The following is a 13,262-nucleotide window of genomic DNA, read 5'->3' on the forward strand; positions in this document are numbered from 1 at the left end:
GTACTGCAGGGGGGACCCTGTGGGAGAGTAGGACGCCGCCGAACAATCATTGTGGGAAAGCCCCGCACCTTATGGTGCGGGGCTTTTCTGCGTTCTGGGGGCGATTCCCTTTTCGGTGGTGGGCCGGCGGAGGGATGCGGGAGTCAGAGTCGGCCGGCTGCTTTCAGAGCGAGGTAGGCGTCGGCCAGGGCAGGGGCGAGGGTGTCGGGGGCGGCGTCGACGACGGTGACGCCGTGGCGGCGGAGCTGATCCGCGGTACGGGCCCGCTGGGACTGGGTCTGGGTGGCCGCCGCGGCCTCGTAGACGCCTTCGATCGTGCCGCGGGTACCTGCCATGGCGGCGATCCGAGGATCGGCGACGGAGGCCACCAGGACCGTGTGGCGCTGCGCGAGCTGCGGCAGCACCGGGAGGAGGCCCTCTTCGATCGGGGCCGCGTCGAGGGCCGTCAGGAGAACGATGAGCGAGCGGCGCGGGGCGCGCGACAGGGCCGTGGCGGCGAGGCCGCGGGCGTCCGTCTCCACGAGCTCCGGTTCGAGCGGGGCGAGGGCGTTCACGACAGCCGGCAGGACATCGCGTGCGGTGCGGCCCTGGACCTGGGCGCGGAGGCGGCGGTCGTAGGCCACGAGATCCACGCGGTCGCCGGCTCGGGAGGCGAGCGCGGTGAGGAGGAGGGCGGCGTCCATCGCGGCGTCCAGCCGGGGGACGTCGCCGACGCGGCCGGCCGAGGTGCGGCCGGTGTCGAGGACGATGAGGATGTGGCGGTCGCGCTCCGGGCGCCAGGTGCGGACGGCGACCGTGGTCTGGCGGGCAGTGGCACGCCAGTCGATCGAGCGGGTGTCGTCGCCCGGGACGTACTCGCGGAGGCTGTCGAACTCGGTGCCCTCGCCGCGGGTCAGCACGCTGGTGCGGCCGTCCAGCTCGCGGAGGCGGGCCAGGCGGGACGGCAGGTGCTTGCGGCTGGTGAAGGGCGGCAGGACGCGGACCGTCCAGGGGACCTCGTGGTTGCCCTGGCGGGCGGCGAGGCCGAGGGGCCCGTACGAGCGGACGGTGATCCGCTCGGCGTGGCGGTCGCCGCGGCGGGTGGGGCGCAGGCTCGTGGTGAGGCGGCGGCGTTCGCCGGCGGGAACGGTGAGCTTCTGGCGGGACGCGGCCTGTTCGGTGCCGGGAAGCCAGCTGCTGGGCGGCCAGGCGTCGCGGAGCTGGGCGCGGAGGCGGCGGCCGGACGGGTTGGTGACCGTGAGCTGGACGTCCGCCGCGTCACCGAGTCGAACGGATGTGTCACCACTTCGGGTGAACTGGAGCTTTCGTACTGGCGCGGCCATCGCGTAGTCGCACAGAATTGCTAGGGAGAGGGGCGCGTTCACCGCGAGCATCCCCGCCCAGCTGGGGGCGAGGATGCCGACGGGGAGCGATCCGAGGGCGGCGAGCAGGGCGGTTCGTCCGGTGAGGGCCATGGGGCGCCGTTCTCAGCGGGGGACGGGGACGTGGGCGAGGATCGAGTTGATGACGGAGTCCCCCGTGACTCCCTCCATCTCGGCCTCGGGCCGCAGGTGGATGCGATGACGCAGGGTGGGGAGCGCGAGGGCCTTCACATCGTCCGGGGTGACGTAGTCCCGGCCGGTGAGCCAGGCCCAGGCGCGGGCGGTGGAGAGCAGGGCGGTGGCGCCTCGGGGGGAGACCCCGAGCGTGAGTGAGGGGGATTCTCGCGTGGCACGACAGATATCGACGACATAGCCGGCGATCTCGGGGGAGACCGCGACCTTGGCCACGGCGGCCCGGGCGGCTTCGAGTTCGGCGGGACCCGCGACCGGGCGGACGCCGGCGGCCTTCAGGTCGCGGGGGTCGAATCCCTCGGCGTGACGGGTGAGGACCTGGATCTCGTCGGCTCGTGAGGGCAGAGGGACCGTCAGCTTCAGTAGGAAGCGGTCTAGTTGGGCCTCGGGGAGGGGATAGGTGCCCTCGTATTCGACGGGGTTCTGGGTCGCGGCGACCAGGAACGGCTCGGGGAGGGCGCGCGGGGTGCCGTCGACGGTGACCTGTCGCTCCTCCATCGCCTCCAGGAGAGAGGACTGGGTCTTCGGGGGCGTGCGGTTGATCTCGTCGGCGAGCAGCAGGTTGGTGAAGACCGGGCCGGGCTGGAAGGAGAACTCCGCGCTCCTGCTGTCGTAGACGAGAGAGCCGGTGACGTCGCTCGGCATCAGGTCGGGGGTGAACTGGACGCGCTTGGTGTCGAGTTCGAGTGCGGCCGCGAGCGAGCGGACCAGCAGGGTCTTCGCGACTCCGGGGACGCCTTCGAGGAGGACGTGTCCCCGGCAGAGCAGGGCGACGACGAGACCGGTGACGGCGGGGTCCTGGCCGACCACGGCCTTCGCGATCTCGGTGCGCAGGGCCTCCAGGGAGGCGCGGGCGCTGTCCGAGTCCGTAGCGGTCTCGGGGGTCGGGGCGCTCATGAGGTGCGTACCTCTCTTTCGAGGGCGTCGAGTTGGTCCGCCAGGCGGATGAGGGTGGCGTCGTCGGCGGGAGCCGGGCCGAAGAGGAGGGTCCTGGGGTCCGCGGTGGTCCCGGGGAGACGGGCGTTGAGCGCGGGGAGGAGGCGGTCGGGGGAGTGGGCGTCCTGGACGGGGACGCCGAGGAGGGGGGCGATGCGGGTGCGGGTCGCCGTGCGGAGGACGGTGGCGGCGCGGTCGCGGGCGTTCGCCTTGCGGTAGAGGCGGGCGCGGCCCTCGGTGGTCTCGGAGGCGCGGACGGCGACGGGGAGTCGTTCGGTCACCAGAGGACCGAGGCGGCGGGCGCGCCAGATGGCGGCGAGCAGGGCGGCGACGGCGAGTTGGAGCGTGCCCCACAGCCAGCCGGAGGGGACGAGCGCGAGGAAGTTGTCCGTGGTGTCGCCGGTGGAGGTGTCGGCGGTGGCCGAGGTGTCGGCGAGGGAGGGGAGGTACCAGACGAGATGAGGCTGGGAGCCGAGGAGTTGGAGGGCGAGCGAGGCGTTGCCCTGCTGGTCGAGACGGTTGTTGTAGAGGATGTCGGGCGAGCCGAGGAGGACGGTGTCGGTGGCGCCGGTGCCGGGGAGGCGGACCAGGGTCGGGCTGCCGTCGGCGGGGTAGCAGGCGTCGGCCTCGGTGCCGGGGGTGACGACGTAGCGCTCGCCGCCGAGCTCGACGCTGCCGGCGCGGGTGGCGGCGGGCAGGGTGCAGGCGGGGGTGCGGTTCGTCACCGGGGTGTCGGCGTCGCTGGTGACGTCCGGGGCCAGGGTGGCGAGGGAGGCGGGGCCGGCGCCGAGGAGGACGGTGCGGGCGGCCGATGTCGTCATCGTCGAGCGCAGGGTGGCTTGCTGAGTCTCCGTCAGCAGGTCAGGTGTGGTGACCAGGAGGGTGGTTCGGGGGTCCGTGGCGGCGATGGCCTCGTCGAGTGTGGTGGCGGTGGTGACCGTGATGCCGTGGCCCCTGAGGAGCTCGGCGACGGCGCGGCTGCCGGTGGGGTCGGCGGAGCGGGGGTCGAGGGCGCCGTGGGACTCGGTGGAGCGGACCGTCGCGAGGGCGAGGCCGCCGATGAGGAGCAGGGCGAGGACGAGGACGGCGCCGCGGACGCGGGTCCAGATCTGACGGGCGGACAGGTCGGTCGAGGTGGACTCGACGGCCGGTCGGCTCATGAGGGCGCCCCCGGGGAAGCGGTGTCGAGGGTGGGCCGGGTCCGCTCCAGGGCGGTGTCCAGGTCCTCGATGCGGCGGTACGCGGGCTCGTCGGCGGTGCGGCCGCCGTATGTCACGTCGTCGAAGGCGCGGGCCGCGAGGCGCAGGTCGTCCGCGTGGGAGGGGAGCGAGCGGCCGGCTTCGGCGGCGGCCTCGTCGGCGGTGCGGCCGGGGCGGGGGTCGAGCAGGGCGCGTTCTTCGAGGGAGCGGACGATGGCCCGCATCCGTTCCTGGACGGCCTCGTTCCAGTGGCCGGCGGTGGCGTGGCGGGTGGCGGCCGCGCGGTGCTGGTCGGCGGTGCGGGGGCCGTCGGCGAAGAGGGAGTCGCCGGCCGTGGCCGGTGACCGGCGGGGGGTGCCGAGTCGCCACCACAGGGCGGCGACGAGCGCGACGACGACCAGGACGACGGCGACGAGGCCCACGACGCCGCCCGGGGTGGCCGTGGAGGCCGCGCCGAAGAGGTCGTCGACCCACTCCCAGAAGCGGTCGAGTCCGCGCTGGAGGAGGTTCGGGTCGTTCTCGTGGTACATCGGCTTGGACAGCTCCCGCTCCGCCGCCTCGCGGGCGGGGAGGCGGGAGATGTCCACCGGTACGTCGCCGTCGGCGCGCAGGAGCGTGAGTGGTGCGGTCCTTCCCCCCGTGACCGTCACGGCATCAGCCCCTGATGGTCTCGTCGCCGGGAGTGGGGCCGTAGCCGGGGAGGCCGGCGGCCCGGGCCAGTTCGAGGTCCAGGGCTTCGCGGCGGATGCGCTGGTCCACGTAGAGGAGGACCGTGACACCGGCCGAGATCGGGTAGGTGACCGCGCTGCTGATCACGCTGCCGATGCCCGTGACGATCAGGAACGGCCAGCCGAAGGCGGTGGTGGAGCCGGTGAGCAGGCCGGAGAAGCCCTCGCCGTCGACCGCGATGCCGACGATGAGGAACGGGATCGCGACGATCATGGCGAAGACGAAGATCAGCAGCTGTGTGAGCACGGTGATGCCGAAGATCCGCCACCACGAGCCCTGGACCAGCTTGGCCGAGCGCCTCAGCGACGTCATGATGCCCTGGCGCTCCAGCATCAGGGCGGGGGAGGCGAGGCCGAAACGGATGATCAGCCAGACGGCTGCCACCGCGGCACCGAGCCCGCCGAGCAGGGTCAGGGCCACGCCAGGGGCGCCGCCGACCAGGAATCCGGGCAGCAGGCCGACGCATGCGATGCCCACGGTCAGCGCCGTGAGGAGCAGGGTCAGTCCGATGAGCTGGAGCAGGCGTGGGCGGGCCTCGCGCCAGGCGTCGCCGAGCGTGACCGGGCGGCCGACGACGGCGCGGCTGATGACGACGGTCAGCAGTGCGGCGCTGATCAGGGAGGCCATCAGCGTGACGAGCAGGGCGGGGGCGAGCCCGACCAGGGAGTCCTGGGCCGACTGGACCGAGTACTCCAGCTGCTCGGCGGGTGTCGCGTCGGGGCTCGGTACCGGGGTCACGGGGACGAGGTACCGCTGCGCCAGGATGTTGGCGATCTGGGAGATCACCGCGACCGGGACCGAGAACGACAGCACCGTGCGCCAGTAGGTGCGCAGGGTCTTCGCCGAGCCGTCGAGGATCTCGCCCATGCCGAGCGGGCGCAGCGGGATCACGCCAGGCTTCGCGGCGGGCGGCCTGCCCCAGTGGGCGTTGGGGGGCGGGGCTCCCCAGTTCCGGCCGGGAGCCGGGGGTGGTGTCCGGGCCGCGGGCGGGGTCCACTGGCCCGCGGGCGGCTGGTCCTTGGACCACTGAGGGGCGGAACCGTTCGCGTCGGCGGGGGGCGTGGGCCGGGGGATCCCGGAGCCGTCCTGGCCGTCGGAGGGGGCGGATCCGGGCGAGGTCCAGCCCGGAGTGTCGTTCACGGTCGTCCACCTCGGGGAAATGGTCGCGGTGCCGGATCGGCGAACCGGCTCGGTCACGGCGGCCGACACCTCTCGCGGCGGCGGGCCGGGTGCCATCGTGCCACGCGGGGCCCACCCGTGGGCGGGAGCGGCCATGCCGTTCGTACCTTTGTCCGGACCTTCATTGTCCGGCCGGTAGGCGGCACACTGTGCGAATACCCGACCAGGACGCGCGATCCGTGCGACGGCGGGCCGAGGGGAGCGCGATCCACGAGGTCGCGGCCCGGGCTGGGGGAGACGCTGTGGGACAGGTCACGGCAGGTAACGATTGGCTAATGGGATGATGTCGATATGAAGGGACGCGTTCTTGTCGTCGACGACGACACCGCACTGGCCGAGATGCTCGGCATCGTGCTGCGGGGTGAAGGGTTCGATCCGTCGTTCGTCGCGGACGGCGACAAGGCGCTTGCCGCATTCAGGGAGGCCAAGCCTGACCTGGTGCTGCTGGACCTGATGCTGCCCGGGAGGGACGGCATCGAGGTGTGCCGGCTCATCAGGGCCGAGTCGGGTGTGCCGATCGTCATGCTGACCGCGAAGAGCGACACCGTCGACGTGGTGGTGGGCCTGGAGTCCGGGGCCGACGACTACATCGTCAAGCCGTTCAAGCCGAAGGAGCTCGTCGCCCGTATCCGGGCGCGGCTGCGGCGGTCCGAGGAGCCGGCGCCGGAGCAGCTGACCATCGGTGACCTGGTCATCGACGTGGCCGGGCACTCCGTGAAGCGGGAGGGGCAGTCCATCGCCCTGACGCCGCTCGAGTTCGACCTGCTCGTCGCGCTGGCGCGCAAGCCGTGGCAGGTCTTCACCCGTGAGGTCCTGCTGGAGCAGGTCTGGGGATACCGGCACGCGGCCGACACCCGGCTGGTGAACGTGCACGTCCAGCGGCTGCGCTCGAAGGTCGAGAAGGACCCCGAGCGCCCGGAGATCGTGGTGACCGTCCGTGGCGTCGGTTACAAGGCGGGACCGAGCTGACATGACTACAGGCAGTACTGCTCCGAAGCCCGGGGACCCGGGAGACCGTAAGGGGCGGACTGCCGGACCGGGGCGGGGGGGCCCGCGTTTCGGCCGTCTGCTGGGCGGACGGCTCCTCAACGACGGGGCGCCGGGTGGACCGGTGTTCCGGCTCCTCGCTCGCTGGGTCCGCCGACCGTTGCTGCCCGCTGTGCGGCTGTGGCGGCGGAACATCCAGCTGAGGGTCGTCGCGGGCACTCTGCTGATGTCTCTCGGTGTCGTGCTGCTGCTCGGCCTCGTCGTCATCGGGCAGGTCCGCAACGGGCTGCTCGAAGCCAAGGAGAGGGCCGCGCAGAGCCAGGCCGCCGGGGGGTTCTCCGCCGCGCAGGACCGGGCGGCGACCACACCGTCGGCACCCGGCCAGCAGGACGGCGGGCGGACCGGCGCGTCCGTGAACTGGCGCTCCACGCTGGTCGAGCAACTCGCCAGTGGCGGCCAGAGCGCCTTCAACGTGGTCGCGCTCTCCCTCGACAGTGGTGACACCGCGAGCCGTGGGGCCCGGGCCTCGGGCGAGGTCGACCCCACCACGAGCATCCCCGCCGACCTGCGGCTCTCCGTCGCCCAGGGCGCGAACACGTTTCAGAAGTCGACCCGGATCCAGTACACCAGCGGCAAGGCGTCCGAAGCCGGGCTGGTGATCGGCAAGCGGCTGAATGACGCCGACGGCACCCCGTACGAGCTGTACTACCTCTTCCCGCTGACGCAGGAGGAGGACTCCCTCACCCTCGTCAAGGGCACCCTGGCGACCGCCGGGCTGTTCGTCGTCGTCCTGCTCGGCGCCATCGCCTGGTTCATGGTCCGCCAGGTCGTCACACCCGTCCGGATGGCCGCCGGGATCGCCGAGCGGCTTTCGGCCGGCCGTCTCCAGGAGCGGATGAAGGTCACCGGCGAGGACGACATCGCGCGGCTCGGCGAGGCCTTCAACAAGATGGCCCAGAGCCTCCAGCTCAAGATCCAGCAGCTGGAGGAGCTGTCGCGGATGCAGCGGCGGTTCGTCTCCGACGTCTCGCACGAGCTGCGGACCCCGCTCACCACGGTCCGGATGGCCGCCGACGTGATCCACGAGGCCCGTGTCGACTTCGACCCCGTCACCGGGCGTGCCGCCGAGCTCCTCGGCGACCAGCTCGACCGTTTCGAATCACTCCTCTCCGACCTCCTGGAGATCAGCCGCTTCGACGCCGGAGCGGCGGCCCTGGAGGCCGAGCCGATAGACCTGCGCCAGGTCGTGCGCCGGGTCATCGGCGGCGCGGAACCCCTCGCCGAGCGCAAGGGCACCCGGATCGTCGTCCTCGGCGACGAGCAGCCCGTGGTGGTCGAGGCGGACGCCCGCCGCGTCGAGCGGGTGCTGCGCAACCTCGTCGTCAACGCCGTCGAGCACGGTGAGGGCCGGGACGTGGTGGTGAAGCTCGCCGCCGCCGGCGGGGCCGTCGCCGTCGCCGTCCGCGACTACGGCGTCGGACTCAAGCCGGGCGAGGCGACCCGCGTGTTCAACCGCTTCTGGCGAGCCGACCCCGCCCGCGCGCGCACCACCGGCGGTACGGGCCTCGGCCTGTCGATCGCCGTGGAGGACGCCCGGCTGCACGGCGGCTGGCTGCAGGCCTGGGGCGAGCCCGGCGGTGGTTCGCAGTTCCGGCTGACCCTGCCGAGGACCGCGGACGAGCCGCTGCGGGGCTCCCCGATCCCGCTGGAGCCCGAGGACTCGCGGCGCAATCGTGAGCAGGCCGCCGCCGGACGCGCACAGGAGAGCGCGCGTCGCGTGGCGGTTCCGGCGCAGCCCGTCGGGGACCGGCCGTCGCTCCCCGTACCGCCGAGGCTGCCCGTGCCGTCGCGGGCGACCGTCGACCCGACGGCGCTGCCCGGCAGCGGAGCCCGGGTGGTGCCGCGGGCGGCGACGGACAGCGACGGCGGCCAGACGAGCACGGCGACCGCCGGGGGAACCGGGAACGCGGAGCGGGAGGACGGGACACGTGGGCGCTGACTCCCGAGAGGGGCACGCGGGGCGGGGCCGGAGCACACGGGCGGTCGTGCTGAGCGCGTGCGGCGTGCTCGTCGTCACCGGGTGCGCGACGATGCCCGACAGCGGAGAAGTGGAGGTGGTGAAGGGGGCGAACCTCGGCGACTCGCAGGTGCGGGTCTACGCCGTCGCACCGCGGGAGAACGCCGACCCGGACGAGATCGTCGACGGCTTCCTGGAGGCCATGACCAGCGACGACCCCGGCTTCGCCACGGCCCGCAAGTACCTCACGAAGCAGGCTGCGCGGAGCTGGAAGCCGGAGCAGGGCATCACCGTGCTCACCACCGCGCCCGACCGCGAACAGGCCGACCGCAACGCCGACCCGGACAACCAGGGCCGCGCCTACCCGCTCTCCGGCCGCAAGATCGCGAGGGTGGACGCCCGCCACGCGTACCAGCCGAACAGCCCCACCCAGTACGTCCAGTCGATCCACGTCGTGCAGCAGCCCTCCGCGGACGGCAAGACCAAGGAATGGCGCATCGACAGCCTGCCGTCCGGCCTGGTGCTGGGCGAGGCCGATTTCCTGCGCAACTACCGGTCGGTCAACAAGTACTACTTCGCCTCCGGGGAGGACTGGGTCGTGGCCGACCCGGTCTACATCCGCCAGCGGCAGGACCCGGTCACCAAGATGGACCCGGTGACGCAGACGGTCAGGGCGCTGCTCGAAGGGCCGACGAACTGGCTGAAGTCGGCCGTCGACTCGCAGTTCCCCTCCGGGACGGAGCTGAAGGCGGGCGTCACCTCGCTGACGACCGACGACCAGTCCACGCTGAAGGTGCCGCTCAACGCCAAGGCCGAACTGGTGGGCGGCGAGGCGTGCCGGCGGATGGCGGCGCAGCTGCTCTTCACGCTGGGCGACCTGACCTCCGTACGCGTCGAGCAGGTGGAGCTCCAGAAGTCGAACGGGGACTCGCTGTGCCGTCTGGGCAAGGGGCAGGCGGCCGAGTTCGCGGCGGTCCGCAGCACCGCGTCCGAGGAGAGCCCGTACTTCCTCGACGAGCACGGCAAGCTGATGAGGCTGGCGGTCCAGGGCAAGGAGACCGACGAGCCGACCGTGGTGCCGGGGCCGTTCGGCAGCGGGACGACCCCGCTGACCTCGGTCGCCGTCGACCGCGGCGAGACCCGGGCCGCCGGGGTCGGGTCGGGCGGACGCGATCTGTTCGTCTCCTCGATCAGCACGGAGCAGGACCCGCTGCCGGCGGTGCTGACGAGCAAGGCGGTCCGTCCCGCGGACCGGCTCTCCGCGCCGAGCTGGGACGGCCGGGGCGACCTCTGGGTCGCCGACCGCAACCCCGCGGCGGCGCACCTGTGGATGGTGCCGGGCGGCTCCGGCGAACCCGTCGAGGTCCGTACGCCGTGGCTGACGGAGGGCACGCGCGTCGAGGCGCTGCGGGTCTCGGCGGACGGCGTGCGGATCGCCCTGCTGGTCAAGCAGGGCGAGCGCACCACGTTGCAGATCGGCCGGGTCGAGCGGCAGAAGACGGGGGCGGAGACCGAGGTGTCCGTCGAAGGCCTGCAGCCCGCCGCGCCGCGGATGGAGTCGGTCACGGCCGTCTCCTGGGCCGGACCGAGCCGGCTGGTCGTCGTCGGCAAGGAGGCGGGCGGTGTCCAGCAGATCCGCTACCTCCAGACGGACGGCTCGACCTCCGCGAGCTCGGTGCTCCCCGGCCTGAACGGGGTGAGCTCGGTGACCGCGCCGAACGGCGACGGGGCGCCGGTGGTGGCGAACTCCGGGAACGACGGCATCGTCCGGCTGGCGCCGGGCACGAACTGGCAGCCGGTGGTCAAGGCCGGCACCTCGCCCGTCTATCCCGGATAGCGGGACCGCTCGCGGCACGCCGGACTCGGGGCGCACCTGACGTACTTCCGGGGTCCGGCGGGGTTCCTGGGGACTTGGGGGTTCCGGGGAACCCCGCCGGTTTTCCACAGGGGTGGTCCGCTGCGGCGGGAGCGCGCACAGTGGAGTCATGCGGGGGTGGTGGCGCGAGATCGCCGGGCTGGTGCTGCCGGTCGCCTGCGGAGGCTGCGGCAGGCCGCGCACCGTCCTGTGCCCGGAGTGCGCGGGCGCGCTGACCGGGGCCGGACCGCGCAGGGTGCGGCCCGCGCCCGAGCCGGCGGGGCTGCCGCTGGTCCATGCCGTCGCGCCGTACGCCGATTCCGTACGGGAACTCCTCCTCGCTCACAAGGAGCGCGGGGCGCTGGCGCTCGCCGGGCCCCTGGGCGGCGCGCTCGCCGGTGCCGTGGAGGCCGCTGCAGGGCCCGCCAGGGGCCGCGACTCCCCGCCCCTACTGCTGGTACCGGTGCCGTCCTCGCGGCGCTCCGTGCGGGCGCGTGGCCACGATCCGACGCGACGGATCGCGTTGGCCGCCGCCGCCCGGCTGCGGCGCGGGGGACGGGACGCCCGGGTCGTGTCCGTACTGCGGCAGCGGCGGTTCGTGGCGGACCAGTCGGGTCTCGGAGCGCGCGGACGTCTGGCGAACCTCTCGGGTGCGCTGGAGGTCGTACCGGGCGGCGCGCGCCTGTTGGAGGCCGGAAGGGTGGTTCTCGTGGACGACCTGATGACGACGGGCGCTTCGCTCGCGGAGGCGGCGCGCGCACTCGGTGGCGTCCATCTTCCGTTCATTCCCGGATTACCGCGGGGAATGGCGGAGAGATCACCGGAACGGTCCGCGCCGGAGCATGGATTCGAACAGCGGAGGGCCGCTGTGATCGCATCCTCTCCCGCTTCGTTCGAAATAAACCGGAACTCGTCAGGAACTTGGATCGTTGCAGGTGGTGAGAGGTGAAGGCACCCGAACGGAGGTATGTCGCGGTAGCGGGTGCCGACACCCGTCCGAAGGGGCTATGTTCGGTTGTGAGGAATGGCGAACGCCACTGCCTCGCCGAATACATGGTTGCGCCTACAGGACAGGAGTTCAGGGCGAATTAACCTCTTGTCGATGGGGTGGGGATCTTGTCGACTGGGGAGGAGGAGGTGAAAGTCGCCAAGTCCGAGCTCCGGTAACCACCGGAGTCTGGTGCAAAGGGAGATGCCCGGCGGCCGAGGAGCCGATCAGGGCGATCCGGGAACGGAGTTCTGCGTGGACATCGTCGTCAAGGGCCGCAAGACCGAGGTGCCCGAGCGGTTCCGCAAGCACGTGGCCGAGAAGCTGAAGCTGGAGAGGATCCAGAAGCTCGACGGCAAGGTGATCAGCCTCGACGTCGAGGTGTCCAAGGAGCACAACCCGCGGCAGGCCGACCGGTCGGACCGCGTGGAGATCACCCTCCACTCCCGAGGCCCGGTCATCCGGGCCGAAGCGGCGGCAGGCGACCCTTACGCAGCCCTCGACCTCGCCAGCGACAAGCTGGAGGCCCGGCTGCGCAAGCAGCACGACAAGCGCTACACCCGCCGTGGAAACGGCAGGCTGTCGGCAGCGGAGGTCGGGGACGTGGTGCCCGGCGCCGCCCAGCTCAACGGAGACGGCCAGCTGGTCGCCGACGAGTCGGACAAGGTGCCCACCACGATGATGGGCTCGATCGAGGTCCAGGGCGAAGGCCCGCTGGTGGTGCGCGAGAAGACCCACCGGGCCGCCCCCATGACGCTCGACCAGGCGCTCTACGAGATGGAGCTGGTCGGCCACGACTTCTACCTCTTCGTCGACGCTGACAACAAGCAGCCGAGCGTCGTCTACCGGCGACACGCGTACGACTACGGCGTCATCCACCTGGAGAGCGACCCGCTCGCCGAGGGTGGCGGCGCCGGCGGTGCACTCGGCGGCTGACAGGTCGCCACCGCACCACCCACACACCTCAGGTGTCCCTCACGGTGCCCCTGGAGCGCGGTTCGCGCCCCCAGGGGCACCCCCGTGCGCCCATGGGTAACCCCGCGCGCCGCCGGGGCATGAAATCATGTCGTGCACGCCAACCGGTGCTCGTCGAGCAGTGGTTGGCGGACCGGAAACGAATTCAGGCCACGGCCTTCAGGGGGAGGAACGATGGCGGACAGCTTCGGGCCGGTGCTCAGGGGGCGTGAGCCCTATGGCGCGGTCACTCCGGAGTGCGGTGCGGAAGGATCGGATTCGGACAGCGGTGACTGCCGCAAGGAGCCGATTCGGGTCCTCGTGGTGGACGATCACGCCCTCTTCCGTCGCGGTCTGGAGATCGTCCTCGCGCAGGAGGAGGACATTCAGGTCGTCGGCGAGGCCGGCGACGGAGCCGAGGCGGTCGACAAGGCCGCCGATCTGCTGCCCGACATCGTCCTGATGGACGTGAGGATGCCCCGGCGCGGTGGCATCGAGGCGTGCACCTCCATCAAGGAGGTGGCCCCCAGCGCGAAGATCATCATGCTGACGATCAGCGACGAGGAGGCCGATCTCTACGAGGCGATCAAGGCCGGGGCGACCGGCTACCTCCTCAAGGAGATCTCCACCGACGAGGTCGCGACGGCGATCCGCGCGGTCGCCGACGGGCAGTCGCAGATCAGCCCGTCGATGGCGTCCAAACTCCTCACCGAGTTCAAGTCGATGATCCAGCGCACCGACGAGCGCAGGCTCGTGCCCGCACCCCGGCTGACGGACCGTGAGCTGGAGGTCCTCAAGCTCGTCGCGACCGGGATGAACAACCGGGACATCGCCAAGGAGCTCTTCATTTCCGAGAACACGGTGA

11 protein-coding genes are annotated in these 13,262 nt (G+C 72.2%); 6 read left to right on the forward strand and 5 right to left on the reverse strand.

Annotated features, from left to right (window positions below):
- Positions 1 to 143: 143 nt before the first annotated feature.
- From ACZ6K0_RS42035 to ACZ6K0_RS42055, 5 genes are read right to left on the reverse strand one after another with little or no spacing between them, the layout of a single operon-like run.
- A complete protein-coding gene (locus ACZ6K0_RS42035) occupies positions 144 to 1,454 on the reverse strand; it encodes a DUF58 domain-containing protein (RefSeq protein WP_469236065.1) in 1,311 nt (436 codons plus the stop codon).
- Between the two features lie 12 nt (positions 1,455 to 1,466).
- On the reverse strand, positions 1,467 to 2,450 hold the full coding sequence (locus ACZ6K0_RS42040) for an AAA family ATPase (RefSeq protein ID WP_376405246.1): 984 nt from the start codon (positions 2,448 to 2,450) through the stop codon (positions 1,467 to 1,469).
- Positions 2,447 to 3,649: a DUF4350 domain-containing protein gene (locus ACZ6K0_RS42045; RefSeq protein WP_469236066.1), complete on the reverse strand. Its 1,203-nt coding sequence runs from the start codon at positions 3,647 to 3,649 to the stop codon at positions 2,447 to 2,449. Before ACZ6K0_RS42045 ends, ACZ6K0_RS42040 begins: the two co-directional genes overlap by 4 nt.
- The gene (locus ACZ6K0_RS42050) at positions 3,646 to 4,338 is read right to left on the reverse strand and encodes a DUF4129 domain-containing protein (RefSeq protein WP_469236067.1); all 693 of its coding nucleotides are present in this window, start codon (positions 4,336 to 4,338) and stop codon (positions 3,646 to 3,648) included. The genes ACZ6K0_RS42045 and ACZ6K0_RS42050 overlap by 4 nt, the downstream gene beginning before the upstream one ends.
- A 4-nt stretch (positions 4,339 to 4,342) precedes the next feature.
- Positions 4,343 to 5,557: a DUF7847 domain-containing protein gene (locus tag ACZ6K0_RS42055; protein ID WP_469236068.1), complete on the reverse strand. Its 1,215-nt coding sequence runs from the start codon at positions 5,555 to 5,557 to the stop codon at positions 4,343 to 4,345.
- 330 nt (positions 5,558 to 5,887) lie between these two features.
- Here ACZ6K0_RS42055 and mtrA point away from each other — a divergent pair, with 330 nt between their 5' ends.
- From mtrA to ACZ6K0_RS42085, 6 genes are all read left to right on the forward strand, one after another.
- Positions 5,888 to 6,565, forward strand: coding sequence for a two-component system response regulator MtrA (mtrA, locus tag ACZ6K0_RS42060; protein WP_024758631.1), 678 nt, complete (start codon positions 5,888 to 5,890; stop codon positions 6,563 to 6,565).
- Between the two features lies 1 nt (position 6,566).
- Positions 6,567 to 8,582 (forward strand): MtrAB system histidine kinase MtrB, encoded by a 2,016-nt coding sequence (gene mtrB, locus ACZ6K0_RS42065; protein ID WP_376405254.1) that lies wholly within the window; start codon positions 6,567 to 6,569, stop codon positions 8,580 to 8,582.
- On the forward strand, positions 8,572 to 10,437 hold the full coding sequence (locus ACZ6K0_RS42070) for an LpqB family beta-propeller domain-containing protein (RefSeq protein WP_469236069.1): 1,866 nt from the start codon (positions 8,572 to 8,574) through the stop codon (positions 10,435 to 10,437). The genes mtrB and ACZ6K0_RS42070 overlap by 11 nt, the downstream gene beginning before the upstream one ends.
- Positions 10,438 to 10,585: 148 nt before the next feature.
- A complete protein-coding gene (locus ACZ6K0_RS42075; protein ID WP_469236070.1) occupies positions 10,586 to 11,404 on the forward strand; it encodes a ComF family protein in 819 nt (272 codons plus the stop codon).
- Between the two features lie 294 nt (positions 11,405 to 11,698).
- Positions 11,699 to 12,379 carry a ribosome hibernation-promoting factor, HPF/YfiA family gene (gene hpf, locus ACZ6K0_RS42080; RefSeq protein WP_024758627.1) on the forward strand — a complete coding sequence of 227 codons (681 nt, stop codon included), beginning with the start codon at positions 11,699 to 11,701 and terminating at the stop codon, positions 12,377 to 12,379.
- A gap of 213 nt (positions 12,380 to 12,592) precedes the next feature.
- On the forward strand, positions 12,593 to 13,262 hold a 670-nt coding region (locus tag ACZ6K0_RS42085), incomplete at its 3' end, for a response regulator transcription factor (protein ID WP_469578734.1).

It is taken from the genome of Streptomyces sp. NPDC042346 (assembly GCF_055581845.1).